29 protein-coding genes and 6 pseudogenes are annotated in these 26180 nt (G+C 65.3%); 15 read left to right on the top strand and 20 right to left on the bottom strand.

The annotated features are described in order from the left end of the window. Window positions 1–175: 175 nt before the first annotated feature. From EV652_RS46330 to EV652_RS40550, 3 genes and pseudogenes are all read left to right on the top strand, one after another. Window positions 176–574, top strand: a pseudogene (locus EV652_RS46330) (site-2 protease family protein); the annotation flags it as partial. Between the two features lie 16 nt (window positions 575–590). Next, window positions 591–1313 carry a CBS domain-containing protein gene (locus EV652_RS46325; RefSeq protein ID WP_199238683.1) on the top strand — a complete coding sequence of 241 codons (723 nt, stop codon included), beginning with the start codon at window positions 591–593 and terminating at the stop codon, window positions 1311–1313. Then, on the top strand, window positions 1313–1798 hold the full coding sequence (locus tag EV652_RS40550; protein ID WP_132215705.1) for a phosphate-starvation-inducible PsiE family protein: 486 nt from the start codon (window positions 1313–1315) through the stop codon (window positions 1796–1798). The genes EV652_RS46325 and EV652_RS40550 overlap by 1 nt, the downstream gene beginning before the upstream one ends. Here EV652_RS40550 and EV652_RS40545 read toward each other — a convergent pair. The 12 genes and pseudogenes from EV652_RS40545 to EV652_RS40495 form a co-directional block, all read right to left on the bottom strand. Beyond that, complete coding sequence (locus EV652_RS40545; RefSeq protein ID WP_199238682.1) at window positions 1707–2189, bottom strand: DUF1931 family protein; 483 nt, start codon at window positions 2187–2189, stop codon at window positions 1707–1709. The two genes, EV652_RS40550 and EV652_RS40545, sit on opposite strands and share 92 nt — an antisense overlap. An 11-nt stretch (window positions 2190–2200) precedes the next feature. Continuing rightward, window positions 2201–4165, bottom strand: coding sequence for an ATP-dependent zinc metalloprotease FtsH (ftsH, locus tag EV652_RS40540; protein ID WP_132215699.1), 1965 nt, complete (start codon window positions 4163–4165; stop codon window positions 2201–2203). A 57-nt stretch (window positions 4166–4222) separates the two neighbouring features. Further along, window positions 4223–4537: a hypothetical protein gene (locus tag EV652_RS40535; protein WP_132215696.1), complete on the bottom strand. Its 315-nt coding sequence runs from the start codon at window positions 4535–4537 to the stop codon at window positions 4223–4225. Between the two features lie 241 nt (window positions 4538–4778). Further along, window positions 4779–5042, bottom strand: coding sequence for a UBP-type zinc finger domain-containing protein (locus tag EV652_RS40530; protein ID WP_132215693.1), 264 nt, complete (start codon window positions 5040–5042; stop codon window positions 4779–4781). Next, window positions 5039–5485, bottom strand: coding sequence for a thioredoxin (trxA, locus tag EV652_RS40525; RefSeq protein WP_132215690.1), 447 nt, complete (start codon window positions 5483–5485; stop codon window positions 5039–5041). Before trxA ends, EV652_RS40530 begins: the two co-directional genes overlap by 4 nt. Before the next feature lie 58 nt (window positions 5486–5543). Next, window positions 5544–5750 carry a hypothetical protein gene (locus tag EV652_RS40520; RefSeq protein WP_132215687.1) on the bottom strand — a complete coding sequence of 69 codons (207 nt, stop codon included), beginning with the start codon at window positions 5748–5750 and terminating at the stop codon, window positions 5544–5546. Window positions 5751–5824: 74 nt separating this feature from the next. Further along, window positions 5825–6070, bottom strand: a complete 246-nt coding sequence (locus tag EV652_RS40515; RefSeq protein ID WP_132215684.1) for a zinc metalloprotease — start codon at window positions 6068–6070, stop codon at window positions 5825–5827. A 2-nt stretch (window positions 6071–6072) separates the two neighbouring features. After that, entirely contained in the window at window positions 6073–6222 is a 150-nt protein-coding gene (locus tag EV652_RS44355; RefSeq protein ID WP_158441521.1) for a hypothetical protein, read from the bottom strand. Beyond that, a complete protein-coding gene (locus tag EV652_RS40510) occupies window positions 6222–6506 on the bottom strand; it encodes a Dps family protein (protein ID WP_132215682.1) in 285 nt (94 codons plus the stop codon). Before EV652_RS40510 ends, EV652_RS44355 begins: the two co-directional genes overlap by 1 nt. 148 nt (window positions 6507–6654) lie before the next feature. Continuing rightward, a complete protein-coding gene (locus tag EV652_RS40505) occupies window positions 6655–7809 on the bottom strand; it encodes a baeRF10 domain-containing protein (RefSeq protein ID WP_132215679.1) in 1155 nt (384 codons plus the stop codon). A 104-nt stretch (window positions 7810–7913) separates the two neighbouring features. Next, window positions 7914–8084, bottom strand: a pseudogene (locus tag EV652_RS46320) (helix-turn-helix domain-containing protein); the annotation flags it as partial. 82 nt (window positions 8085–8166) lie between these two features. Further along, on the bottom strand, window positions 8167–8691 hold the full coding sequence (locus EV652_RS40495; protein ID WP_132215676.1) for a hypothetical protein: 525 nt from the start codon (window positions 8689–8691) through the stop codon (window positions 8167–8169). A 134-nt stretch (window positions 8692–8825) separates the two neighbouring features. On the opposite strand from EV652_RS40495, the gene EV652_RS40490 reads away from it, so the two are divergent. The 5 genes and pseudogenes from EV652_RS40490 to EV652_RS46315 form a co-directional block, all read left to right on the top strand. Then, window positions 8826–9602, top strand: coding sequence for a helix-turn-helix domain-containing protein (locus tag EV652_RS40490; RefSeq protein ID WP_132215673.1), 777 nt, complete (start codon window positions 8826–8828; stop codon window positions 9600–9602). 167 nt (window positions 9603–9769) lie between these two features. Beyond that, entirely contained in the window at window positions 9770–11191 is a 1422-nt protein-coding gene (locus EV652_RS40485; RefSeq protein ID WP_132215670.1) for an ATP-binding protein, read from the top strand. Next, window positions 11182–11394 (top strand): hypothetical protein, encoded by a 213-nt coding sequence (locus EV652_RS40480; protein WP_132215667.1) that lies wholly within the window; start codon window positions 11182–11184, stop codon window positions 11392–11394. The genes EV652_RS40485 and EV652_RS40480 overlap by 10 nt, the downstream gene beginning before the upstream one ends. Before the next feature lie 644 nt (window positions 11395–12038). Continuing rightward, the gene (locus EV652_RS45630) at window positions 12039–12896 is read left to right on the top strand and encodes a site-specific integrase (protein ID WP_242002306.1); all 858 of its coding nucleotides are present in this window, start codon (window positions 12039–12041) and stop codon (window positions 12894–12896) included. Between the two features lie 44 nt (window positions 12897–12940). After that, a pseudogene (locus EV652_RS46315) lies at window positions 12941–13003 on the top strand (hypothetical protein); the annotation flags it as partial. Window positions 13004–13068: 65 nt separating this feature from the next. Here EV652_RS46315 and EV652_RS46310 read toward each other — a convergent pair. The 3 genes and pseudogenes from EV652_RS46310 to EV652_RS44925 all read right to left on the bottom strand — a co-directional run. Continuing rightward, window positions 13069–13482: pseudogene (locus EV652_RS46310) on the bottom strand (tyrosine-type recombinase/integrase); the annotation flags it as partial. Further along, a complete protein-coding gene (locus tag EV652_RS44930; protein WP_199238680.1) occupies window positions 13461–13724 on the bottom strand; it encodes a site-specific integrase in 264 nt (87 codons plus the stop codon). The pseudogene EV652_RS46310 and the gene EV652_RS44930, both read right to left, overlap by 22 nt. Continuing rightward, window positions 13705–13899: a hypothetical protein gene (locus EV652_RS44925; protein ID WP_199238679.1), complete on the bottom strand. Its 195-nt coding sequence runs from the start codon at window positions 13897–13899 to the stop codon at window positions 13705–13707. The genes EV652_RS44930 and EV652_RS44925 overlap by 20 nt, the downstream gene beginning before the upstream one ends. A 65-nt stretch (window positions 13900–13964) precedes the next feature. Here EV652_RS44925 and EV652_RS40460 point away from each other — a divergent pair, with 65 nt between their 5' ends. Next, window positions 13965–14744 (top strand): hypothetical protein, encoded by a 780-nt coding sequence (locus EV652_RS40460; protein WP_132215661.1) that lies wholly within the window; start codon window positions 13965–13967, stop codon window positions 14742–14744. Window positions 14745–14945: 201 nt separating this feature from the next. Here the strand turns inward: EV652_RS40460 and EV652_RS40455 are convergent, their stop codons facing one another. Further along, on the bottom strand, window positions 14946–15329 hold the full coding sequence (locus EV652_RS40455) for an SH2 domain-containing protein (RefSeq protein WP_132215658.1): 384 nt from the start codon (window positions 15327–15329) through the stop codon (window positions 14946–14948). Between the two features lie 263 nt (window positions 15330–15592). Beyond that, on the bottom strand, window positions 15593–15886 hold the full coding sequence (locus tag EV652_RS40450; protein ID WP_132215655.1) for a hypothetical protein: 294 nt from the start codon (window positions 15884–15886) through the stop codon (window positions 15593–15595). A 68-nt stretch (window positions 15887–15954) separates the two neighbouring features. Between EV652_RS40450 and EV652_RS45940 the strand changes: the two genes are divergently transcribed. From EV652_RS45940 to EV652_RS40430, 5 genes and pseudogenes are all read left to right on the top strand, one after another. Continuing rightward, window positions 15955–16077, top strand: a complete 123-nt coding sequence (locus tag EV652_RS45940; protein WP_255512690.1) for a hypothetical protein — start codon at window positions 15955–15957, stop codon at window positions 16075–16077. Window positions 16078–16412: 335 nt separating this feature from the next. Beyond that, window positions 16413–17731: pseudogene (locus EV652_RS40445) on the top strand (ISL3 family transposase). 945 nt (window positions 17732–18676) lie between these two features. After that, the gene (locus tag EV652_RS40440; protein WP_132215652.1) at window positions 18677–19522 is read left to right on the top strand and encodes a fatty acid desaturase CarF family protein; all 846 of its coding nucleotides are present in this window, start codon (window positions 18677–18679) and stop codon (window positions 19520–19522) included. Beyond that, complete coding sequence (locus EV652_RS46305; RefSeq protein WP_132215649.1) at window positions 19468–20322, top strand: thioesterase family protein; 855 nt, start codon at window positions 19468–19470, stop codon at window positions 20320–20322. Before EV652_RS40440 ends, EV652_RS46305 begins: the two co-directional genes overlap by 55 nt. Window positions 20323–20675: 353 nt before the next feature. Then, complete coding sequence (locus EV652_RS40430; protein WP_158441517.1) at window positions 20676–21773, top strand: class I SAM-dependent methyltransferase; 1098 nt, start codon at window positions 20676–20678, stop codon at window positions 21771–21773. A gap of 231 nt (window positions 21774–22004) precedes the next feature. On the opposite strand, the gene EV652_RS46300 is transcribed toward EV652_RS40430, so the two are convergent. After that, on the bottom strand, window positions 22005–22751 hold the full coding sequence (locus EV652_RS46300; RefSeq protein WP_369410067.1) for a transposase: 747 nt from the start codon (window positions 22749–22751) through the stop codon (window positions 22005–22007). A 170-nt stretch (window positions 22752–22921) separates the two neighbouring features. On the opposite strand from EV652_RS46300, the pseudogene EV652_RS40420 reads away from it, so the two are divergent. After that, window positions 22922–24352: pseudogene (locus EV652_RS40420) on the top strand (DDE-type integrase/transposase/recombinase). 281 nt (window positions 24353–24633) lie between these two features. On the opposite strand, the gene EV652_RS40415 reads toward EV652_RS40420, so the two are convergent. Both EV652_RS40415 and EV652_RS40410 read right to left on the bottom strand, forming a co-directional pair. Then, window positions 24634–25905, bottom strand: coding sequence for a cytochrome P450 (locus EV652_RS40415; protein WP_158441513.1), 1272 nt, complete (start codon window positions 25903–25905; stop codon window positions 24634–24636). Between the two features lie 65 nt (window positions 25906–25970). Further along, window positions 25971–26168 carry a hypothetical protein gene (locus tag EV652_RS40410; protein WP_132215638.1) on the bottom strand — a complete coding sequence of 66 codons (198 nt, stop codon included), beginning with the start codon at window positions 26166–26168 and terminating at the stop codon, window positions 25971–25973. Window positions 26169–26180: the final 12 nt, after the last annotated feature.

Below are 26180 nucleotides of genomic sequence, written 5' to 3'. Positions count from 1 at the left end.
GCCTCTCCGGCCAAGTTGAACCAGTCTGCCCTGTCCAAGCCAAGCCACGTCCAATGCTCTCCACTGGGTACAGACACAGCCTGGTGTCCGCGCTCATTGGCTGGGTGCCATTCCATACGTCCGGTCGGATGATCACTTGCTGAAATCGTCCCTGCCTCTTGGTCGAATCGCTGGCGTGCGGGTTCAGGTCGACGTCAGTGCGATCTTGATCGTCGCGATCCTGGTTCTCAGCCTCGCGTCCGGCCGCCTCCCCGCCGTCCTGCCCGGCAGAAGCACCGTCGCCTACCTGGCCGCCGCGGTGGCCGCGGCCATCCTGTTCCTGGCGTCGGTGCTCGCCCACGAGGTGGCACACGCGGTCCTCGCTCGCCGCAACGGTATCCAGGTCGAGAGCATCAGGCTCTGGCTGCTCGGTGGCGTCGCCCAACTCAAGGGAAATCCCCGCTCGCCCGACGCCGATCTGCGCATCGCGGCGGTGGGACCATTGACAAGCCTGCTCCTGGGCCTCATCTACGGCGCCCTGGCGGTCGGCCTCTCGCTCGCCGGCGGGGGCGGCCTGCCCGTCGCCGTCCTCGGCTACCTCGGTCAACGTCGTGCTGGCCATCTTCAACCTCATCCCCGCGGCACCCCTCGACGGAGGAAGAGTGCTGCGCGCCGTACTGTGGATGATCTGGCGAGACCAGCAGCGCGCGGCCTTCGCCGCAGGTCGCGCCGGACGCATCTTCGGCTACGTCCTGGTCGGCCTCGGATTCTTTCAGGTCGCCTACGGTTCTGGCTTCTCCGGGCTGTGGCTCGTACTGATCGGGCTGTTCGTCGTCAACGCCGCGGCAGCCGAAGAGCAGCATGCCCGGCTCGGTTCCCTGCTCCGCGGCATCGTGGTCGGCCATGTCATGACGCCGAATCCGGTCGTCTCCGATCCGGAACAGACCGTGGACGAGTTCATCCGCCGCATCGCCTTCGCACACCCGTTCTCCAGCTACCCGCTGACCGATCCGGCCGGCCGGCTCATCGGTCTCGTCACCCCCAACCGGGTCCGCGCCGTCCCAGTGGACCGCCGGGCCAGCACCAAACTCCGCGACATCGCCTGCCGACCGGACGAGGTACCGACCGCCCGACCCGATGAACCATTGGCGGACTTGCTGCCGAGGATGGCCGGATGCGCCGACGGGCGCGCCATCGTCACAGACGAGAACGATGCCGTAGTCGGCATCGTCTCCCCCAGCGATGTGAGCAGAACCATGCAACTGGCCAGCCTCACCAGTCCCAACACCCCAGCACGCGGCGCCGATCGGTGGCCGGCCCGCCCAGGAACCTGATGCGTGCCCATCGCAGCGGCCTGATCGCCCAAGTCGTCCGCTCCCTCCGGACGATCGAGGACCTCGTTCACGTGGTGGTCGCGGTGTTGTTGTCCGTCCTGGCACTGGTGTTGCTGATCGACGTGATCGACAGCGTTGTGGTGGCCCTGAGAGGCCCGTACAGCGCGCTGGATCTGGTCTTGTCGATCCTCGACAAGACACTCGTCCTGTTCATCGTGGCCGAGCTACTGCATACCGTGCGGATCACGATCACCGAACGACATCTTCAGGCCGAGCCCTTCCTCGTCGTCGGACTGATCGCAGGAGTCCGCCGCCTCCTACTCGTGACGGCCGAGGCCGAGCGGTCGTTCCGGTGGAACCCGCAAGGCATCGAGCTGCTCATCCTGATCGGGCTCATCCTCGCGATGGCAGTAGCAATCCTCGTGCTGCGCCGCTCGCCGCCCGTGGAGGAAGCGACGGGCCCGGTCGGCCCACCTGCTCCATGACCTCGTCGGAGACGTCGAAGTTGGCATAAACGTTCTGTACGTCGCAGTCCTCGAGCGCCTCGATCAGGCGGAAGATCTTGCTCGCGCCATCCGCGTCCAGCTCGCTCACCGTGACGTCGAGCGGCGGCCACGTCGCGAGCTGCGCCAGCACCGGCTGCAGCTCGATGTCCTCGTCCAGCGCCCGGAAGGCATGGACGCTCTCCTGCAGGCCCTTGGTCACAGGCAGATCCTGCGGCTCGATGATATCGCGCCCGTTCGCCTTCGCCGTCGCCTTGCCCATCACTAGCAGGTCATAGACCTTCTCGGTGATGAAGTAGCTGTGACGCTTCAGGTCATCCTTGTCGACGTCGAGTGCCCCGGTGGCGCGGAAGAAGCGCTCGAACCGGGACACTGCCCTGACTGTCATACCCTCTCCTCACTGCGGTCTCGTAGGTCCTCGTCCTGCGGGCTGGACGCCGGCGCTATGCCCGCGGCCGCGTAGGCCTCCTCGGCGTCGAGGGTCTCCTTGTCCAGCAGCGCCTGGGCCAGCCGGTCGAGGTTGGTCCGGTGTTCGCCCAGGGTGTTGCGGGCTCGTTCGTCGCACTCGTCGAGGATCCGGCGTACCTCCCGGTCGACCAGCGACCGGGTGTCGGGTGCGGGACCGTTGCCGTCGAGGCCGGGGAACTGCTCCTGGTCCGGACGCGCCAGCACGGTCACCGGTCCGATCGCCTTGGACATGCCCCAGCGGCCGACCATCTGGCGGGCGATCGCGGTGGCCTGTTCGAGGTCGGACTCGGCGCCGGTGCTCACGTCGCCGAAGACCAGCTCCTCGGCCGCCCGGCCGCCGAGCGCCCCGGTGATGCGCCCGCGCAGGTACGTCGACATGTACCCGTACCGGTCCTCGCTCGGCGACTGGAACGTGACGCCGAGCGCTTTCCCACGCGGGATGATCGAGACCTTGCGGACCGGGTCGGCACCGGTGGTGAGCATGCCGAGCAGCGCGTGCCCGCCCTCGTGATAGGCGGTACGCCGCCGGTCGTCCGGCGACATCGTGATCTTGCGGGCGGTGCCGAGGACCATCTTCTCGAGCGCGTCGTTGAAGTCCGCGCGGGTGACGCGGTCGTGGTTGCGCCGAGCGGCCAGCAGGGCCGCCTCGTTGACGAGGTTTCGCAGGTCGGCGCCGACCATGCCCGGCGTCGCCGCGGCCAGCTCGGCGAGGTCCACGTTGTCGGCGAGTGCGACTGACCGGGTGTGCACCTTGAGGATCTGCTCGCGGCCGGCGTGGTCCGGCGGGTTGACCATGATCCGCCGGTCGAACCGGCCCGGCCGTAGCAGCGCCGGGTCCAGGACCTCGGGCCGGTTGGTGGCGGCCAGCACGACGACTCCTTCGGCACCGGTGAAGCCGTCCATCTCGGTGAGGATCTGGTTCAGCGTCTGCTCGCGCTCGTCGTGGCCGCTCATCGCGACCGCGCCGCCGCGCGCCCGTCCGACTGCGTCCAGCTCGTCGATGAACACGATCGCGGGTGCCGACTTCTTCGCATGGTCGAACAGGTCGCGGACGCGACCGGCCCCGACGCCGACGATCATCTCGATGAACTCCGACGCGGACACGAAGAAGAACGGCACGCCCGCCTCGCCGGCCACGGCCCGGGCCAGCAGGGTCTTGCCGGTGCCGGGCGGCCCGCTCAGTAGGACGCCCTTGGGGATGGCGGCGCCCAGCCGGCGGTAGCGATCCGGATTCTTGAGGAAGTCGACGATCTCCTGGACCTCCGCCTTGACCTCGTCGATCCCGGCCACGTCCGCGAAGGTCGTGCGCGGACCCTGATCGGGCCGGTACAGCTTGGCCCGCGAGCGAAGCATGCCGCCGAACGCGCCGGCGCCACCTCGGCGGTAGAGCCACGCCAGCAGCGCGACGAACAGGATGGTCGGCCCGAAGCCGTAGACGAGCTGCTGCCACAACGGCACGTGGTCCGGCGGACGCGCGTTGACGTTGACTCCGTTGCGGAGCAGCAGCTGCATCAGCCCGTCGTCGGCGAAGGCCGGCCGCTCGGTCGTGAACCACTGCACCGGCCTGGCGTTCTGGTCCGAGGGCGGGTACCGCACGGCGGTGCGGAAACGGCCGTCGATCGAGTCACCGGTCGAGGTGATCTCGACGACGTTGTGCGCCTGTACCTGATCGCGGAAGAAGGTGTAGGACACCGTGGTCCGAGTCGGACCGCCCTGCAGCGCGGCGGCGATGATCCAGTTCAGCGTCAGCAGTCCCACGAACAACAGCCAGAACAACTTGGTGGTCCGTGGCCGGTCCGTCCCGGGGTCGGTGTAACCGGGCCGCCCGCCGAACTGCGGCGGACGCGGTGTCCGTACGGCGCGACGCAGCCAGGTGCTCATGGTCGTGATAGTGCGCCGGCTACAACGCGGCGTCATCACGCAGACGTGTAGCCGCGGTCAACCACGCCCGGCCCGGCCCGAGCGCGACACCTGCTCGAGCATCCCGTGCAGGTGTGCGGCCGCGAGCTCGATGTCGGTGTGCTTGAACTGGCCCGCACGGGACTCGGCCGACAGCACTCCGCACCGGTGGACCTTCGTGAAGTCGCCGTACGGGAACTTGTACCTCGCCTTGGTGTCCTCGTCCTGCTCGTCATCCACGCCGAGGTACCACTTCGCGTACTCGGAGAACCCGTGCTGCTCGATGAACGCGTTCTCCGCGGCGGCGGTCGGGCGGTGCTCGCTCCAGTCGTCCCGCTCGTCGTACACGGCCATGCCGGCCTCGACGAGTTCGCGCGCATGTCGGCCGTTCCGCCGGACCGAGGTCCTGCACGACCGCGACCCGTCCGTCCAGAACGACCAGGAAATCGGAAGTGACGTCGCCGGCCCGCTGCAGTACCTCCCCGGCCTCCGTCGTACGCCGCAGCGAGCGCGGCGATCTAGGCATCGTCGAGCCGGGGATAGGCGCCGTACAGGTCGGTGGTCTCCAGAGGCTCGGGCTGCTCGGGCGCGGACATCACACGTACGCCTCGTGGGCGTAGCTCCAACGCCAGTTCTCGCCCGGCTCGAACGACTGCACGATCGGATGCCTGTGCGACGCCGCATGGGCACGGGCGTGCCGCATCGGCGGGGAGTCGCAGCAACCGACGTGCCCGCACGTCAGGCGCAGCCGCAGGTGCACCCAGGCGCTGTGCGACCGAAGGCACTCCTCACATCCCCGCGGTGTCCGCGGTACGACAGGACGGACCATGGCCAGGTGCGGATCGAGCACGGTGGTCATGACGCCTCCTGCTTGGCCACTGCTTCGTCCAGCCAGGGGCGCAGCAGGCTGGCCGGAGCGGCGCCGATCTGGCGCCCGACGACCTGGCCGTCGCGCAGCACCACTAGGGTCGGGATCGCCTGTGCCTCGCAGCGCCGCGCCACCGCGGGGGCGTCGTCGGCGTTGACCTTGACCAGCTTCAGCTCGCCGGCCTTCTCGGCCACCAGTTGCTCCAGCACCGGGCTGACCATCCGGCACGGCCCGCACCACGGCGCCCACAGGTCGACCAGCACCGTCACCGAGGACCTGTCGGCGATCTCGGCGAAGTCGTCGTCGCCGGCATCGACCACCCAGGGCAGCGGCTGCTTGCAGTTCCCGCGGCGCGGCTTACCCTGCGCGGCCGGTGCGACCCGGTTGCGCCGGCCGCACCGCGGACACGTGACGACTTTCGGTTCGGCGGTCATGCCGCGTCCTTCCCACTGGGACGGCGCCCACCGTCGCCCGACTGGCGTGATGGGCGCATCACCAGAACAAGTAGTGCAACCGGTTCGAGGTGCGCGCCGGGATCTGTGCCACCAGCTCGGTGGCCTGCGTGGCGTACTCCGGCGCGGTGTACAGGTCGTACGTCGTGGCCACCGTCGCGCCGCACGACGAGAAGTCCCGGTCACCGCCGGTCAGCGGGTGCGCGACGAGGCCCCACACGGCACCGAACACTGCGCCGAAGACCACACCCCAGACGATCAGGCGTCCGTGGCTCAGAACGGAACTCGGTCACGCCGCCGAACGCCATAGCGTGATCCGGTTCACCTCGACGCCGTTGCGCCGAGCAACGATCTCGTGCGCCGACTCGTGCGCAGGACGGACGCGTAGAACAGCACGGCGGCGACGATCGCGGCAATCAGGTACGCCGTGGCGCTGCGGCCGGGGAAGACCGCGGGCAGACGGCCAGTGGCCAGCCCGGCCACCAGGATGACGAGGATGGCGAACACGCTGAGATCGAGGCAGACGGGGATGCCGGCGATCCGGCCGAGCCGGATGGACGCGTGCATGGCTAGGGCCGTTCGGCGGCGAACATCCACTTGTGCTTCTCGAGCCGGGCGGTGATTCCGACGACGAGGTCCTGGCTGACCAGGTCCTCCGCGCCGAGGCGTCCGATCCGGGCCTGGTTGCTCTCGACGACCCCGGTAAGCCGCTCGACCATCAGCGGCGCCACCTGCGTGCGCTCTCGACGAAGCCGCTGGGAAAGCTGCCGACGGGTGTCGTCTTCGCCACGGTCTCCACACGGGCGTCCGCGGCGACGCCGATCGTCGTCAGCCGTTCGGCGACGTCGTCAGACCATCCGCGGACATCGTCGGCGAGCTCGTCGAGCTGCGCATGAAGTGGCCGGAACCACAGACCACTGACATTCCAATGAGCCTGCTTCGCGGTGAGCGCGAGATCGACCAGCAGCGGCGCCAGTTCCTGTTCGACAGTGTGCCGGTCCATGACTCCACTCCTAGCTCGGGATCGCTCGGGATTGCCCGGGTGACTTCATCGTCGCGAGCACATCCGGCTGCGTCATCCCGCGACCGCGTAGGCACTGGATCAGTTCTCTCGACGACCAGTACGACGTCCGTCGGCCGCGCCACCATGCTCAGCCCGCGCGCGGCAACGGCGGCAGTGGGAAGCGCAGCGACGCGGCGACCATGTGCTGCTTCAATGTCGTGTCCGCCAGAACATGCTCGATCGAACCGCCGGCCGCCATGACCGCCTCCACCAGCTCGTCGATCACGTCGGGTGTCCGTCGCGTCCGCATGCCGCACAGCGGGCAGGCCTCCCCCGCAGTCGCCAGCCACCCTGACTCGTCGCAGACCACTCCCGGCGCGGTGGCGCCGTCCTGCACCAGCAGGAGCTGGACGGCGGCCGCGGAGCCGGCCCACAGGCATTGGTCCAGACCGGCCGCGGCCGCGTCCCCGACCGCCACCCGCTCCATCACTTCGGCGACCAACCGCCGCTCCTCCTCACGTTCGTAGCGATCGACGATGCCCTCGGCGGTCCGCCGGATCTCAGCCTCCCTCCCGGTCGCCTCGTCGATGTCGAACGTCCCGGCGACCTTCGGCCGGATGGCCTTCGGGAGGAACTCGAGGAAACCGGGCACGTCCTCCCGATGCCCCCCGACGATCAGGAGTTCGTACCCCTCCGCACGGAACAGGTCGTCCAGCACGGTTGCGACCTGGTGGAAATGACGTCGGGTCAACGTGTCCGCCTTGTTCCGCACCCGATGCTCGACCAGCCCGTGCCAGCCCGCGAAGTCCGGTTTGCGCAACGTTCGCGCACGAACGTTCCCGACCGGATGCATCTCGTCGAGGTAGAGCTCCCAGAGTCGTGCCGTCGCCCGGTCGACGGCGGCGACGCAGGCCCTGTGGTACTCGTCGAGCACGGCCACCATCGGCCGCACCCACGGCGTCAGGTCGACGACGACACGATCCCTGACCGTCCGGGGCAACCGGAGCTCCTCGAACATTCCCGCGGCGCCGCAGGCGAACGTCACCAGGGTGCCTGGAACCACGAGGTCCGCCCGTACCGTGTCTTCGATCCGGTTGATGTCGTTCCGCAACGACAGCCGCGCCTCGTGTCCGAGCGAACGGTCCTGGGTGAGCGGGCGGATGTCGTGCATCAGTGAGGACAGACGCGTCCGGACGGCACTACGGGACCCAGGGCCCTCGTCCACGCCGACGTAGACCGACACAACCGGTATGCCGCCTGAGTCGAAGCGCAGAAGACGGTCGACCGTCTCGGCTGTGATCATCGCCTCCACCCCAAGGCCGAGCCTGCCGCGGTTTCGGCAGTGCGTCAATCCTCGCTCGCGACCGCACGACCGAGGATCCCCGAAACACGTAGTTCGCGGCTCGATCATTCGCCGGTCGATGGTTCATAGGTGAGGACGACGCAGGTCAGCTCCACCCAGGATCGGATGTCGAGCCCGCGAAAGGCATGCCGCAGGTGCGACTCGACCGTGTGCGGAGACAGCGAGAGCTCACGGGCGATGGCGCGGTTGGTGAGTCCGTCCGCGGCCCGTCGCGCGACGCGAAGCTCGGCTCCGTGCCGGACGCATGATCACCGTACGGGCCACGCTCGCTGAGCCACCGCTACCGCCGGCTGGCGATCAAGCTCGGGCTGCGAGCACCCGCGCCTGCACTCGCTGCGCCACTATCAGCATCAGTTGCTCCGATCCGATGCGCGTGCCCGTCGAGGTGACCATGTCTCCGGTCACCTCGACGTGGACCGGCATGGTCAAGTAGACGGAACAGAAGGTCGCGGCGGTGCCGACAGCGGTCCAGTCCAGCGCTGCTCCGGCGGGAGCGCGCCTGCCGGGAGGGACGGCTACCGCCGGAGGTTGCCGACAAGGTCGTATCTCGGCCTCGATCTGGCGCTTGGTCCGGCGGCGAAATCCCGGTTCTGCGCGCTCCCACTCCCCCATGATCTGTTGTGCACGTTCGAGTTCGGCGGCCTGTTCCTCTAACCGCCACGGATTCCAGAACTCATCCCGATGAAGGTCCATGAACAGCCTTCTAGCCGCGACGTGCTCTTCGAAGGTCGACGTCGCACCCTTCTTCGCGCGCCACAGCCGTTCGCCGTCGCCGTGGACACCGTCTGGCAGCGTCTGGATTCGCGAGCCTGTCTCCGTCATGCATTCATGCTGGTCGACCGCGCTCGACAACTACAGCAGGCGCCCGGTGAACATTCCGTGTCGGGGACGCCGTGGGGTTTGTGTCAGTAACTGGCGGAGTGCGACGGTGTGGTCGACTACTGCATGTGGTTCGGATGCCGAAGCTGACTGATCGTCAGGTGGAAGTACTCAAGTGGATTGGCCAGGGCTGCCCACCGCGCGACTGGCCCGATCAGACCCACAAGAACACCGCCCGCGCGCTGGCCAGCCGCGGCCTCGCCCGTGTCGGCCGTAAGAACAAGGTCTGGACGGCAGGAATCACGGAAGCGGGCGAGTTCTACCTCAGCCACGGTCACCCGATGCCTAGGCCAGAGCCACCCGAGACGGGCACAGCAGCGCTCCCGGCGCAACCTCCTGCGCTTGCCCGGCGAGAGGAACCTGCCCCGGAATCAACAGCTCGTCAGATGCGGCGGGTTGCAGCGCGCAAGAAATCGACGGCTGTCAAGCAGGTGCAGCGGACGATCAAGGAGACGTATTTGCGCTACAAGGTTGTCGTCACTCGAGTGCAGGTCACCGAGCGCTTCGTACGCGCCACCAGCGAAGAAGACGCCGCTGAGAAGATTCAGGCGGAGCTTGAGCGACCGTACGGGTATCTCGGCTCATGGAAGACCACCATGTCAGAGGTCGATGTCGTCGAAGCCGAGCAGACAACCGTCATCGGACCAACGCACCTCTCCGCTGACGGACCGCTGCTGCTCAGCATCAGGGACGCCGCGAAGGCGCTCGGTATCAGCTACTCCACGCTCTACCAGATGACTAACCAAGGCGACATCGAGTGGGTCGCGATCGGCAACCGCAAGTTCATCTCGCGCGAGATCCTCATGGACTTCATCAAGGCCAACACCCACAAGGGCTACTACGTCGCCCGGTGATGCCCGGTGGCCAAAGTTAAGCCAGTTCGCCCTTCGCCTCTCCCATGACTCACCGCGAAGGATCTGCCGAGTAGCAGGTGGTTAAAGTTCCGACCCTTGACTATCACTTGCGAAACTTTCATCAATGAAAGTATCATCCATGCAAGTATTCGACGGAGGTGCTCACAGTGGACGGTTTCGTCGGACGGCACACCGAGCTCCGCCTCCTCGACGAGTTGCTCGGGTCCGTCAGCACCCGCGGCCGCGGGACGCGGCGGGGGGGCGCTGTCCTCATCCGGGGTCGCCGGCGAGTCGGAAAATCCCGGCTCGTGGAAGAGTTCCTCGAACGCGCCGGACTCCCGCATGTCTTCTTCACCGCGGTCGGCGGATCCCGGGACGGAGATCTGGCCGCCTTCAGCGCCGAGGTCGCCACATCGTCGCTACCCGAAGCATCCCGCTACGCGGACTTCACCGTTCCGCAGACGTGGGACGCGGCCCTGAGCCTGCTCACCACCGCGCTCCCGACCGACAGACCCAGCATCGTCGTCATCGACGAAATGCCCTACCTCGTGCAAGAAGACCCCACCTTCGAAGGCGCACTGCAGAAGGCCTACGACCGGACCCTGTCCAAGCTTCCGGTTCTGTTGATCCTGATCGGCTCCGACCTCGCGATGATGGAGCAGCTGAACACCTATGGCCGGCCCTTCTACCAACGCGGCACCGAATTGGTCGTCCCTCCGCTCAATCCGGCCGAAGTCGGCGGCATGCTCGACCTACCACCAGCCGATGCACTCGACGCCTACCTCATCAGCGGCGGCCTCCCGCTGATCCTCGAGGAATGGCCCTCAGGCGCAGGCCCGATGGACTACCTCGAGCAAGCAGTACACCGACCGACCTCGGCCCTACTCGTCAGCGGAGAACGCACACTCGCGGCCGAATTCCCCACCGAAGCCCAGGCACGCCGCGTACTGACCACCATCGGCCACGGCGAGCGCACATTCACGTTGATCGGACGCACGTCCGGCGACCTCAATCCAGGCGCGGTCAAACGCTCACTGGACCTGCTCACAGCACGCCGGATCGTCGCCGCCGATACACCCCTGTCCACCCGGCCGAGCCGCGAGACCCGCTACCGGATCGATGATCCGTACCTGCGCTTCTGGCTGTCCTTCGTAAGCCCGGCAATCCCGCTGATCGAACGCGGCCGAGGCGACCGGGTCCTGGAGACGATTCGTGCGAACTGGACGACGTGGCGCGGCCGAGCTATCGAGCCCGTGATCCGCGACGCCCTATGGCGCCTGACCGACGGATCCGTCCCCGAGGAGACAAACGCGATCGGTGGCTACTGGACCCGCACCAACGACCCCGAGATCGACATCGTCGGCGCCGACCGGGCACCGATCGCCATGAAGATCACGGCCGTCGGATCGATCAAGTGGCTCGAGAACAAGCCATTCGACTCCCGCGACCTCGCACGCCTCATCCACCACAGATCACAACTACCAGGCGCCTCCGACAACACACCTCTCATCGCGGTCACTCGCAGTGGCTGCACCGCACCAGACATCACCCACCTCACCCCCGATCACATCCTCGCCGCGTGGAGCTGAAGCGTTACCGCGACAACACCGCCACGTTCGGCTACAACAACACGATCGGACGAGATCCGGTCAGCAGGCACCGCGTGGCAGCGATGGAGCTGGATGCGCCTGCAAATCTGCAGACCCACCTAACTGCAGATCTGCCGCCCATGTGCTTCCGTCAACAGCTGTTCCCGCCCCGTCTCGAGCAGACCCATGGCCGTGCGTCGTAACCGGCCACCAACGGCGACCCTGCGGAACCCACGCTCAGCTTCGGCCAGACAAGCCGACCGCACGTTCCGGCGGAGGTCTTCCGCACCTCTTTACGCACCTCAATCAGCGCGAGAGGATGGTTGCCGATGAGAACTTACGCGCAACAAGAGCCGCGGAATCCGTTACCTGTAAGGGATTCCGAGCATCACTGACAACGATGATCGTCCTTCAGTTGGAATTCAGCGGGTTCGGGGTTCGAGTCCCTGGCGGCGCACATCAGCCCAGGTCACAGCGGTGTCCTGGGCTTCGTTGTGTCTGCAGCGTCCCTTTTACGTCCCTCTTTGACGCTGTGGCGCCCGAGCGTGAGCAGGCGCCATCCCTCCTCGGCTATCGATCAGGTCGCCTCTTCAGCGTTCGTTTGATCGTGACTGTGCGTCACATCACACCGTCTCTCATCGTTGCCGAAATCTCGGATTATCCGCCCCGGCCAGCGTTGAGCATCCAACCACTCCACTGGTTGGAGGCATGACATGTCGAGGTCACCACTACCCGTTGGCACCTGGGGAAGCATCTCTACTCGAGTCGCGAAGACCGACGAAAGGGCAAGCCCGTCAGCTACCTCTCGAAGGCCAACTTCCGCGACCACGACGGTCGCGTCCGCGACGTGACCGCGTTCGGCAAAACCAAGACCGCGGCCGAACGAGCCCTGCTCGCGAAGCTCCAGGACCGCGCCAGGACCAACCAGTCCGGCGAGCTCACAGCAATGCACAAGATCTCCCACCTCGTCGACTTGTGGGAGAAGAAGTTCGAGGAGCGGATCGCTGGCGGGCAACGATCCCCCACTTCACTCGACACATACCGACGCGCGATCAAGAACCACATCCGCCCCGCTCTCGCAGAACTCCGCATCGGCGAAGCCACCACCCAACGCATAGACACGGCGATCACCAAGATCAAAGAACGCGCCGGCGCACCAACCGCCAAGACCTGCCGCGCCATCCTCTCCGGCATGATGAAGATCGCCGTCCGCTACGGAGCCATCTCCGTCAACCCAGTCCGCGAGATCGAAGCCATCGAAGCCGAGGCCAAGAACCCTCCCCGCACTCTGACCGTCGACGAAGTCACCCTCCTCCGCAAGAGCCTCGCCGCCGACGACCGCGCTGTCCAAGCAGACCTCCCCGACCTGGTCACCTTCATGCTCGGCACGGGCGTTCGCATCGGCGAATCCCTCGCCGTCCTCTGGTCCCAAATCGACCTCGAAGCCGGCACCGTAGTGATCACCGACACCATCGCCCGCGTCACGGTTGAGGGCCTGATCCGCAAGCGCACCAAGCCGGCCGACGCCTCCTCCACCTTCCCAACTGGGCCGCCTCCATGCTGCGGACCCGCCACGCCGCCGGCATCCGCCTCGACGACCCCGTCTTCGCCGACGTCCTCGGCGGCTTCCGCGACCCCTCCAACACCCGTCGCGCCCTCCGAGCCGCCCTTTCCCCCGTCGGCAGCACCGCCTGCCGCGACCTAGGCCTCTCACTCCGAGACCTCCGCCGCGAAACCGGCCTCACTCGCAAGCAAGTCGCCGACAACCTCAACTGGCCCCAAACCAGGATCGAACTCATCGAAACCGGATAGGCCAGCGGATGTCCGTGCGGCCGGCCCCACAGGTTGACGAAGACATAGTCGGAATCGAGGTCGCCGTACTCGCCGTGCAGGTAATCGGCGTAGAGCCGGACCAGCTCGGCGCCGACCGGGATCGACCGCGCCACGCGAGACTTCGTGCGAGCGCCGTTGTCGTTGGCCCGCGGGACGATGGTCACCTCCCGTTCGGCGGCGGCGATGTCGGCGTGCCGCAGGCCCAACGCCTCGCCGACCCGGACGCCGCTGTCCCACAGCAGCGCGAACAAGAACCGATCCCGCAGCCGCTCGCAGGCGTCGAGGATCGCCTGAGTCTCCGCGACCGTGAGGACACGCGGGAGCTTGCGGGGCGCCGTCAGCTCGATCGTGCGCCGCGGTTGCCGCTGCCCCTTGCTGACGTGATGCAGGAACGGCTTCCATCCCGAACCCCGCCGGCCGGCAGGCTGCCAGGAGGTCAGCAGTTCGCCGAGGTCCACCCCTTGCGGGCCGCGTGCTGGTAGAACGCACTCAGCGCCGACAACTTCCGATTCACCGTCGACGCCGAGCAATGATGCTCCACCGACGGCAGCACCGCCACAACCGCGGCTCCGGCCGCCGGCGGACGCCGAAGCCACGCGATGAACTCGGCCAGATCCTCCAGACGGACCTCGCGCCAGTCCAGCCGTTGCGTGGCCAGGAAGACGAACCAGGCCTTCAGATCATGTGCGTAGGCCTTCACCGTGTTTGGGGGATCGCCCGATGTCGGTCAGATAGGCCAGAAACCGCTCGACCGGCACCACCGGGCCGTCATCGCCCAGAACCGTCCATGACTCCAACCGCGTGGCGGGCGAGGGCCGTCCATCGGCTCCCGATAACGATCGTTTCTCAACACCGATGAACAGATGCAGTTCCACCAGTCGTCATAGCTCGATCCGCACTGCAAGATGGACCATCGGGTGTGCGCGAGCTTGGAAGACGAATGGCTCAGCCGATCGATGTCTACTGGAGGACTTGCGAGCAGGCCGGCTGCATCGGCATCCGGCTGGCTAAACGACGGACGTGCCTCGCCCACGCCAGTCCTGAGGAGCGGGCCGCCGCGCTCCGGCGTGTCGGTAAGACAGGCGAGATTGACGGCTCCGGACCACCCATGACGACCGAACTCCTGAGAGACGGCTCGATGAATGGAACGCGGAACGAGCCGGCCCGCGAGGGTGGCACAGGAACGATGTGGACTGTGGTCACTATCGTCGAGGTCCTCATTTTCGGCGGACTGTTGGCAGTGCTCCAACTCGAGCTCGACGCCAGACCCCTACACAGATTCGTCCTCACCATGTTCTACGTCGCATTCACCTTCCAGTTGGCCTGGGCGACCTTGCGGGGAACCGTATTCGTCAGATATTCGAAAGAGCCGAATCAGCGCGGACAGCTGTCCGAGTGGACCGCGCCTGGCGGTCGTGCCACCGCCGTGGGCCTGGCACTGATGCTCCTCGGACTGGCATCCTTGGCGTTCACCTCGACTGCGGCCGGAGGTACGTCTCGATCGGTGATCCTCTGGTACGCGTCCTCCAAGGCAGACATCGAAACCTGGATCGGAAATGTTGTCGTCGTGCTCATCTTCATATCTGCCGCGTGCTCGCTGGTCGCTGCGCTCGTGCGACACAACCGTGAGGACGCCGAAAGCGCCGCCCGGGCCGCCGGCCTGACAGGCTCACTGCTCCTAGTGGGCGGCCTCATTCTGTTCGTTCGCTGGCTGGTGTGAGTCAGAGCGCCGCGCCGAGGGCGTCACTGCGATGCTGTTACCTCCGCGCTCTGTTAGAACGATGTCACCGAGCTCGCAGGAAAGAGGCTGGTTCCGGCCATTGCCCGCCGTAGACCCCGCGCGACGGCGACCGTCAGCGAGAACGTGGTCCTCTCGGGGTCGGAACTGGATGCTCGATCACGCCGGGCGAGCTTTCCCGGTCTAGCCAAGGAATGCCATCAACGAGCAGCTCTCCGTGATTGCTGGCTTGCCGTTGTGGCTCAAAGCCAGCGGGGCAACGAAGGTCCAATCGTACGGCTCTGGGCGGTGTTCTGTTCGGGAGCAGCCGAGGCGGGAGGTCCATTCTCGGAGGCGGCGGAGGGCTAGGTCGAGGTCGCGGTGGAAGGCGAGAGGGCCCGCGCACAGGTTCGCGATCTCGTCCAGCACCAGAGCCAGTGGCGGTTCGAGTCGACCGCCCGAGTTTGCCGCCGCGAGTTGGCGCGCCGTCTCCGTGATGTCCTCGAGGAGCGCCGCGATGAACGCTGATGTGGCGCTGGCGCCCACTCCTGTGCCGAGGAGATAGATGGCTTCCTCGGTACCCGTCATGACTACGAAGGTCGGTTCAGCCCAGGCTCCAAAGAACCCGGATCGCGATCTCAAGGACCACCGGAACCGGTTGGCCTACAGCGCCGGGCCTGCTGCCGGCGGAATCCGTTCCAGCGAAGGGATCGACACGGCGATCCGGCAAGGCACGGCGCGACGAGCGACCAAGAGCCTCTACGAACTCCCGCGAAACGATCTCCTGATCCAGCTCCAGAACGTTGGCCAGTTCGCCGAGCTGACGCGCGACTCGGTCGTGCGGCAGGGAGTCAGGTTGAGACACGCTCTCGTTCGCCTGTCGCCTCGTGACGCTGTGCCGTCTTGACCGCGTATGCACCATCGAAGAGAGAGAATTTCGCCGGGGCTGTTAGGGCTACCTCGATCAGACGGTCCTGATTCGGCCCATACAGGTAGAAGCAGACTTCGTCGCCCTCGCCCTCCTGGTCGTCACAGAACTCCGTCTCGCCGTCCAACCGAACGGCGAACTCATCGAGCATCGGCTCGATGTACGACGGATATGACGAGTCCAGCGGGATCCGGATCTGCATCTCTCGCTCTGTCATTGGTGCGGCGTAGAGGACTTTGTTCGCTCCGATGGCACGGCAGAACCCTGATGTGGCACGCTCACACCATGGGCGGGATTCCTTCGCCGCTGCGACACCCGATCGCGTTCGTTCGCGAGAAGTGGGCCAGTCACCAGACCGGCGAGATGAACACGTTCGATGACGGCCATCTGAGCGACGGTCCGGATTGACGGACTGACGATGGTCCTGATCCGGAGCAAATCGCACTCGTTGACAGGCTCCACGAGGAGCCGAGCGTCCGTGGGATCGCCTTCGCGTCCACCGCGCCGAATGAGGTTGAAGTCTTTCTTGAACCCTGGTCGGAGGCAAAGGCGCAGTGGGTCGGTGACTCCCGATGGGATGACTGGCCGGAGTGATGAAGTACAGCTCATCCGGGCCGTCCTCAGACTGAAAGGGGCTCTTCGCAGTTGAGGGTGTAGTGCGGGTGGGCGCGTCGGTGGCCGGGTAGAGGTCGAGGTCTTCCGATGATGGGAGTTCTCACACCGCCCATCTGGAAGACCTCGACGTGTCTGGCGTTACCTTCGCCTGCCCTGACCTGACCACTTTCGCCCGCTTGGACGAGCTCGGCCTCGAAGCCGTCGGTCAGCGACTCGAGCCCGACCGTGCGGTGCTGGCGTGCCGGGTTGTCGGCGCCGACGATGCCGATGGCTGGTGCCGGCGGTGTGGCTGTGCAGGGACAGTGCGCGGCTGCGTGGTCCGGCGGTTGGCACACGAGCCGCTGGGCTGGCGTCCCACGACCCTGCACGTGACGGTGCGCCGCTACCGGTGCGGTGGTTGTGGGCACGTGTGGCGCCAACACCAGCCGCGCGGCCGAGCCGTAGGCGAAGCTATCGCGGCGTGGGTTGCGGTGGGCGCTGGAAGGCATCGTCGTCCAGCACCTCACCGTCGCGCGTGTCGCCGAGGGTCTCGGGGTCGCGTGGAACACCGCCAACGACGCGGTTCTTGCCGAGGGCAAGCGCGTGCTGATCGATGATCCCGGCCGGTTCGACGGCGTGGCTGTGATCAGGGTCGACGAGCATGTCTGGCGTCATACCCGTCGCGGCGACAAGTACGTCACGGTGATCATCGATCTCACCCCGATCCGCGATGGGACCGGGCCGGCACGGTTGCTGGACATGGTCGAGGGCCGCTCGAGACAGGTCTTCAAGACCTGGCTCGCCGCACGCGAACAGTCCTGGCGCGAGCGCGTCGAGGTGGTCGCGATGGACGGCTTCACCGGCTTCAAGACCCCTGCTGCCGAAGAGTTCCCGGACGCGGTCGCGGTCATGGATCCCATTCACGTGGTGCGGCTGGCCGGCGATGCCCTCGACGAGTGCCGACGACGAGTCCAGCAAGCCACCCACGGCCACCGCGGCCGCAAGAACGATCCGCTCTACTCCGCTCGGCGGACCCTGCACACCGGCGCCGACCTACTCACCCCCAAGCAGGCCCAGCGGCTGGCCGACCTGTTCGCGGCCGATGAACACGTCGAGGTCGAAGCGAGCTGGAGGATCTACCACCGCATGATCGCCGCCTACCGCGAACCCGACCGCAGCCATGGCCGGGCGCTGATGAAGCAGCTCATCGACTCGCTCAGCCACAGCGTGCCCACCGCACTCGTCGAGCTCATCACGCTCGGGCGGACCCTGACCAAGCGCGCCGCCGACGTACTCGCCTACTTCGACCGACCCGGCACCAGCAACGGACCCACCGAAGCCATCAACGGCCGACTCAAACACCTCCGCGGCGCGGCTCAGCACTCGGCTTCCGCAACCTCATCAACTACATCGCCAGATCACTACTCGAACCGGCGGCTTCAGACCACAACTACACCCTCGATCGTGAAGAGCCCTCAAAGGCGGCCCGTGGACGATTCGCCGGCGTGAGGTCGGCAAGCATGAGGACGAAGCCAGTTCCTGGTGTCCGGAAACACGATGCACGGTCGGGCATCACGAATGCCGCGTGCTGAGCGATGGGGTATCGCAGGCATGGTTCAACGAGTGGGCGCACCGGGTTTGTCCTCCAGGCCGCACCGGTGGTGCGTTCCGACACACCAACCGCTCCGGATCATCGGTCTGCGATCGTAGGACCACGCCCATGGCGCGGTTGCAATTCAGACCATCCGTAGGTCGTCAGATCCTGTGGGCGATCAATCGCGGCCCACCAAGCGGGTGCTCTCACCGAGGGCGTCCAGGTCTGCCAGGACTTCGACGCGGCTAGCCTCAGCGAACGTGCCCGAATAGGATATGCACGCCACGAGGCTGTTCAGCCAGGACATCAAAGTGCAGGCGCTCAAGGGCGCCCTCTTCGTCGGCCTCTCCAGCAAGGAGTTGGTCCAGTTGGCGCGAGTCTGCGAAGACCGGAGGTCCAGCCGGGCAAGGTTCTGCGCGAGGAAGGCCAGATAGGCCGCGAGTTCTGCCTGATCGTCAAGGGGAAGGTGCGGTCACCCGGAAGGGTAGGCTTCTCGCGACGCTGAATGGCCGCGACTTCATGCGTGAGATCGCTGCGGTCGGCGAGATGCCGCGCACGGCAACCGTGACGGCCGAGACACCTGTGCGCGTGTTCGTGCTGACTGGCAGGGATTCCGCGTTGTGCTCGATGAGAACTCGACCGTCGAGTGCAAGATGCTGCGAGCCCCTCGCCTGCCGACCACGACTTCGCCGATGCCCTGCAGCCAGGCAGCGCCTGCCCGTGTAGCTGGCGAACACTATGGCGAATCGGCTGACCCCAGCATTTACAAATGTCTAGATTCCGCTACCGTGAAGAGGAGACATAGGGAGGCGGGGGTAAATGTACAGTGATGTCCCGATCGGAGCCGCTCCCAAGTTCGTCGGTCCGAACGAGTCGGCTCCAGGCGCGGAACTCTTTGATCCGCCACCGTTCCGGCCAGGAGAGATTGTCTCTCATATCGTCGGCGGTCTGCTAAATGCCGCCGTTTGCGCCATTGGCCTGATCCACGCCTTGCGTTACGCCGATTTGTCCTGGACACACACGGCATGGGCATTGTGCGCCCTCGTCACCGCCACCTATTTGGCTGACCTGGCGAGCGGAATTCTACACTGGATGTTCGACACGTGGTTCGACGAGACGCGTGGTGCGGTGCGACGGATGGTGCTACTGGTGCGCGAACACCACATTTACCCGCAACGCATCTTTAGGTACGGGTTAAAGCAGGAATTTGGCCTGATGTCGTGGTTCGGCCTGCTGGGAGCAAGCCCAGCGATCGCTGCATCAATTCTAGGTGCCGGCCTACCATCCGACGTCCGATTTGCATTGGCGATTGCAGGCGCATCCTATTCGATCGAATTGGCGTTCTCCTTGGAGTTACATAAGATCGGGCACATATTTAAACCTGGACGCACGATAAAAGCGCTTCAGTTCGCACACTTAATCCTGTCTCCTGAGCATCACATGAAGCATCATTCAAGAGAACACGATAACAACTATTGCTTGGTCAACGGCTGGGCCGACGCAACGCTGGGTAGAATCGGCCTGTTCCGCACGCTTGAGCAAATCGTCTCAACCGCTACGCAGGCGCGTCCTAGGGAGAACGATCGCCGCTGGCGCCTGAGGTTTGGGCGATGGGTGGAACCCGACTCATTGTCCGGTCACCATCAGCTGAGGCGAGAACGGTGACGCGACCTTGGCAGTACTTTGCCTTCTACACACTCGACGGTGATTTCTTGCGCCCGAGCCCCCTAACCGCCGGCCCCTGGGACGCCAGGCTGCAGCACGGCGGACCGCCCGCCGGACTGCTCGCACGCGCGATTGAATCGACCCCAGGAGGTGAGGATAAGCACCTCAGCAGGATAACCTGCGAAATTCTTCGACCGATCCCTGTGGCGCCCGTCCGCTCGACGGCGACCTTGATACGGCCGGGGGCCAGGGTCGATCTTGTAGACGCCCGCCTTGAAACTGAAGACGGCGCACCGGTAATGATCGCGAGAGGCTGGCGCTTATTAAAGGGAGAGATTGCTTCCCTCGATCAGGCGAATCCGGTCCACAGGCCGCTGCCGGGTCCAGAGAGCGGCATTGAGGAACCCTTCTTTACCGTCTCCCACAGCATCGGATATCAGACGGCAATCCACTGGCGTTTCTTGGAAGGTGGCTGGCGCCAACCAGGACCGGCCACAGTCTGGTTGCGCATGAAAGTCCCTCTTGTCCACGGGGAAATCCCGTCGTCCATGCAGCGGGTTCTGGTCGCGGCTGACTCCGTAAGTGGCGCCTCATCCGTGCTTGATCCCATCAAGTTCAACTTTCGAAATGTCGACCTATCGGTTCAACTCATTCGAGAGCTCAGTGATGAGTGGGTAGCCCTCCAGGCGTGCTCCTACTTCAGCCGCAGCAGGCGGGCCGCGGCGTTAGCTACGATATTCGACCGGAAGGGCGTCGTCGGCAGTTCGGCACAGACTCTCTTCGTTTCTGACACGGGCTAAGACGGATCCTTTGGATCGGAATCCTATTACAGCAGTACAACTGCACAGCGTCTGCTTTGTACCTTGATCGAACCGCGTAGAGGCACCGAGTTGGCCATCTCGCTGGTAAGCCCTCGACCGAATCATCGGAGGTGTCATTGAGCCCGACTGTCGTCGCTAGCGACCGGAATTGCCAGGGTTTGGATGCAACTGAATATCAACCTCGAGCCAAGGAGGACCCCATGGTGACGCGCGCAACGCGACCGCGAGTGGCCGCATCTGGGCCGGATCGACAGCATCGGAATCTCCCTGTGATCGAAATGCTTAAGCAGGTGGACGCAGACTTTTGCATTGTCCTGCCAAACGGAGAGCGCATGAGCGTCGGTAGCAAGGATCCGACCTTCACGGTCACCTTCAGGACTGAACGCGCACTCAAACTCCCATGCACGGAGTTGGCGCTCGGGAACGCATACATCCACGGCGAGATCGATCTCGACGGAGATATGAGCTCCGTCCTTAGCCTGCGTGATTCGATGCGATTCGGAACGCGACCGTCCCAGATGCTGCGTTTCGCCTACGAATTGTTGGTCCGCTCGCCTACGCGTGCAAACAAGCGGGCCATCGACGCCCACTACCTCCTGGGTGATGACTTCTACCTCACCTTCGTGGATAAGCGATACCGATTCTACTCACACTGCCTTTTTGAATCCGACGGAGACTCACTCGAGGAAGCCGCGGAACACAAGCTCGAAAGCATGTGGAACTTCTTGGGATTGCAATCCGGAATGCGCCTCCTCGACATCGGCGGAGGCTGGGGTGGGGTCGCAGACTATTGCGGGGCGCGCGGGGTCCATGTGACGTCCGTGACTCTTGCCGAAGATTCGCGGTCATACATCGAATCCCTGATCCGGGAAAGGAATCTGCCCGCGGAGGTGGTGGTAGGAGATTTTTTGGACTTTAAGACCAACTCCCCCTTTGACCATGCTGTGATCTACGGCGTCATCGAACACATCCCTAATTACACCCGCTTTTGCTCAACACTGTGGGACGCTCTTAAACCTGGCGGCAGGTTGTATCTTGATGCCTCTGCGACAAAGGAGAAATTTGCAATCAGCCCCATCACGCGGAAATTTACCTGGACGGGACATCATTCATTCCTTTCGTTGCCGGACATGGTCCGAGAACAACTCTTTCATGGATTCGAAATCATTGACGTGGCCCGCGAGACCCACGACTACGAGTTGACGATTACTCGCTGGGCGGAGCGTTTTGAAGCGGCGAGGACCCAGATTGTCGACCGTTGGGGCGAGGAGACCTACCGGACATTTCAGATCTTCCTCTGGGGGGGCGCACACGCCTTTAGAACGAACCGCTTGCAGGCTTATCACCTTGTCACCGAGCGCCGCGAAGATCCCGGCCCGCGGCCGGGCTTGGTTCGACGATTTGGGGGATTCGTGGGGTCTCTGGTCTGACCTCTCCGCAGACAGGTTATAGCCAGCTATCTCGTCGACACGTCTCCCTCGGGAAGAGGCCGCCGCTGACGGCCACAGGCCCGATGCTCGCAGCAAACCTGGCCGACGCTACCCGCACGAGGCCGAGGCCGACGACTGTGCACAGTTCTCTGACGGCCAACCGGTCGTTCGCACATAACCGAGCGTGCATCAAACCTACGACGATTCACCTGCTTTTGGGCAGATCTTGGGCTAGTCGTGGTATACGTTTGACGCTGAAGGTCTCTGCCTGTTCGACAGCACCCAGAGTGTTCGTGCGACCAGCCAATGGAAGAACGCATTCGCGAGCGATCGCTCGGCTTGGTGCTGTCCCGACGCTCGTGACCCTGGCTCGTGGCGATCGATACCCAAGTGGTCGCCGAAGGCGGCGTGCCTATCCGAGCCTAGGGTCTCCAGCAGCGCATCCAGGCGTGCCAGGCTGGTGCTGCGAGGCTTGAACAGGGTCGAGTCGAGCGGCGCCGCCGCTTTGGCCGTGCCGCAAGGTGCTGCTCGCGCTTCAGCCGATATGTGGTGCTGGTTTGTCAAGTGGCAGCGTGGGGGCGCCGGTCCCGGCGGTGTTGGGGCGGCCGCGTTGGGGCTTGGTCGGCGGGTGTGGTCGGCCTTGGGTGCCGCAGGACGGTGGCTCGGCAGAGCCGTCCGCAACATCTCATGGGCTCGGCGCAACTTCTTGCTCTCGCGCTCGACCTCGGCGATGCGCTGCGCCTCCGCGCTCGTGACGCCGGGACGGTTACCCTCGTCGACCTCGGCCTGGGCGACCCACGTGCGCAGCGTCTCGGGATGGATACCCAATTGCTCACCGACTCGCCTGACAGCGCCGACCTTCGTAGCCAGGTCACGCGCAAATCGACCGCCAGCCGGATTGCCTGCTCCCGAAGCTCGCCCGGGTATTTCCTCGGTGCCTCCATAACTCTCATCCTTCCGTGGACTGAGAGCCTCCATCAGACCCAGCACACGACACATACCGTCTACGCCACCGTGTTCCCGCCCACCCCGCGAGGTCCGCGGTGATCCGCAGCACCCACTGCCATGCCCGGCCCGCAGGGCGAGATTCAGGATGATCAACAACGATGGCTAGTTGTGTTCTTGCACCGGTAGTCGATGATGGTGTGATGAGTAAATCGGGTCCGAGGGCTGGTGGTCCGAGACCTCGACGGACGTTCACCCCGGCGGAGAAGCTTCGGCATCTGGCGGCGTATGAGGTGGCCTGCCAAGACGGGGCGGGGTGGCGGGTATCTGCGGCGTGAGGGCCTGTACTCGTCGCAGATCACCGAGTGGCGCAAGCTGCGCGACGGTGGCGTGCTGGAAGAGCGCGAGCCCGGCGCGAAGGGCGGGCGGCTCAGCGTCGAGCAGGCCGAGATCGCTCGGTTGCGGGCCCAGCTGTCCAAGGCCGAGCGGCGGCTGGCTCGGACCGAGGTGGCGTTGGAGATCATGGGAAAAGCACACGCGCTCTTGGAGGACATCTCCGAGAGCGCGCCGGACGAGCAGTCGTACAGGCGGCGCTGATGGGTGGTTCCGGGAGCTGACCGCGGCCGGCGTCACGACCCGGGACGCCGCGAGCCTGACGGGCATCTCCCGGGCCACCGCCGGGCGACCCACGCCGCCGGTAGGGCTGGTGACAGCCCGGGTGGCGCGCCGGCCAACCAGCTCACCCCGGGCGAACAGGCCCACGTTCTGGCCGTTTTGAACGGCGCCGAGTTCATCGACCGGACCCCGGTGCAGGTATATGCCGTGCTGCTCGAGCGGGGGCAGTATCTGTGCTCGGTGTCCACGATGTACCGGATCCTCGCCGCGAACGCGCAGGTGAAAGACCGCCGGCGCCTGGCGCGTCATCCGGCCCGGGCCCGTCCCGAGCGGATCGCGACCGGCCCGGGGCAGGTGTTCACCTGGGACAACACCTTGTGCTGCCCGGTCCGGCCAAGGGCATCTACTACGACGCCTACGTCATGATCGACATCTACTCCCGCTACATCGTCGGCGCGCACGTCCATGTCACCGAAACCGCCGTCCTGGCGGAAGAAGTGATGCGCGAGGCGTTCACGATCCACGGGATCCAGCCGGTCGTGCACGCCGACCGGGGCACCTCAATGACCTCCAAAACCGTCGCGGCCCTGCTCGCCGACCTCGGCGTCACCGCTCCCACTCACGACCCCGCGTGTCCAACGACAACCCGTTCTCCGAGGCGTGGTTCAAGACCCTCAAATACGCGCCGGTGTTCCCCGACCGGTTCGGATCGCTGCAACACGCCAGGACCTTCATCGACGAGTTCACCCAGTTCTACAACCATGACCACCACCACCCCGGCATCGGGCTGCACACCCCCGCCAACGTCCACTACGGCCTCGCCGCGGCAACCACCAACGCCGCCACCACGCCCTGGCCGCAGCCCGGACCGCGAACCCGAACGGTTCACCACCACCGCGACACCGGCCATTCTCAGCCTGCCCGACGCAGCCTGGATCAACCCACCACCCAAGAAACCCAACAAAACAAGACGGTTCAACAAACCGCCGCGTAACTCCCACTGGCCTCAACCACCTTGACAAGTTCCGGGCCGGCGACCTCGCACACGGCGGCGTACGCAACCGCCGGGACTGTCACTGACGGAACCAGGCCGGCTACCCACCCCCGACGACCGGGCGGTGCCGAGGCATGCGGCGTGCACGAGCTGGTCCGCGTGCGAATCCCTGGTGCTTGGCACCCCGGTGGACCCACCGGAGTCAATTCATACGCCGCGGCTACCCCGTGCGGGTCCGTAGGCGGGAGGGCGCTCAGGTCGGGTAGCCGCGCACCGAGACCTGAGAGATGTCGTTGTGGCGACCAATCAAAAGCAGACGGGAAGAGACTCGAGCCCGCGCAGAAACGGGTTGGGCCGCCATTGCAGGTCCCCGTCGGTCAGCCGCAACCCCGGGGCATAATGCAGCAGGGCGTGAAGTGCCTCGCTCGCCTCCAAGCGAGCCAAGTGCCCGCCGAGGCAGTAGTGAGGACCTCCGCCGAGCGCTAGGTGGTGATTCTCGCGTCGGGTTATGTCGAGCTCATCGGGGTCGTCGAAGCGGTCCGGGTCGCGGTTGGCTGCCGCCAGTACGAGAAGAATCTCGCTGTCACCCGGCAAGTGGTGGCCTCCCACGTCGAGTGGGTCACGCACGACCCTGGGTACGACCTGGATCGGTGTGTCGTATCGAAGCAGTTCCTCTACGGCGTTGCCAACGAGAGAGCGGTCATCCTTGAGTCGCTCGTACGCCCTGGGGTGACGCATCAATGCCAGGACTCCGTTGCCGATGAGGTTGATGGTGGTCTCCTGGCCCGCAATGAGCAAGAGCATCGCCGTGCCGACGAGCTCAGCAGTGCTCATCTTGTCCTTCCCCGGCTCAGAGCGCGACGCGATGTCGAGCAACTCGGTCAGTACGTCTTCACCAGGGGTGTGCTGACGGACGCGGATAAGGTGCTCGAGATAGTCGCGGAGTTCTGCGGCGGTGCGCTCCATGATTTGAACGGACCCGCCGGGTGGCGAGACCGTCGCCTGCGTATCCTTGCCGAGGTCTGAGGACCGTCGAGTCTTTTCCAGGACGAGTGCGAGACGAGCTTCACGGTGGCGTCTGATCAGGCGTGCCAGTGCGGGACGGTCGGGAAACGGGATTCCGAACCGCTCAAAGATGATCGTGACCGGTAGGGGATACGCGAAGTCGGTGATGAGGTCCATCTCGCGCGCGTCGGACGCCTCCTCGATCAGGTAATGTGCCAGTTGGCGCACGAGAGGCCGCATCCGCTCGATCCGCCGCGGATTGAAGGACCCGCTGACGACCCTACGAAGTCGGGTATGTTCGGGCGGGTCCAGGTGCAGCATGGAGCGGCCGAAGACGCGCTCCATTGACTCGGCACTGAGTTGTCCGAGGACGCGCAAGCGCGTAGGAAAGCGGGCCTGGCTACTGGAGAATCGTGGGTCTCGAAGCGCTGATTCGACATCGCCAAATCGCGTAACGAGCCATAACCCCGTCCGTGCTTGACAAACAGGGCGGCGCGCGCGCAGCTGCGCCCAGAACGGGTAAGGATCGTTCCGGAACGCCGGATCGGTCATGACGTCGTCGACGTCAAGCATCGGCTGCGACGCAAGCCCTCCCGGAGGTCCTCGTTTGGTCCTTCGTGCTAGGCGACGGTTGCCGCCTACCAGCATTCAACTGAGACAGCCAGCGCCGTCGAGTTGATCTTGCCACTCCGCAGGATCTCATCCCTAAGAGTTCGGTTCTCGGCTTTCAGGTCACGGATCTGCTGCACGACGGCGAGTTTGCGCGCGACGACGTCCTGTAGCTCTTCAGGAACCTGCTTCACGATCTGCTCGATCGATTCGGACGAGTGTGTCATGGAACACCTCCA

This window comes from Kribbella steppae (assembly GCF_004342025.1).
Classification (GTDB): domain Bacteria; phylum Actinomycetota; class Actinomycetes; order Propionibacteriales; family Kribbellaceae; genus Kribbella; species Kribbella steppae.
Note: the sequence above shows the minus strand (reverse complement) of the source record. Positions and strands in the feature narration are given on the sequence as shown.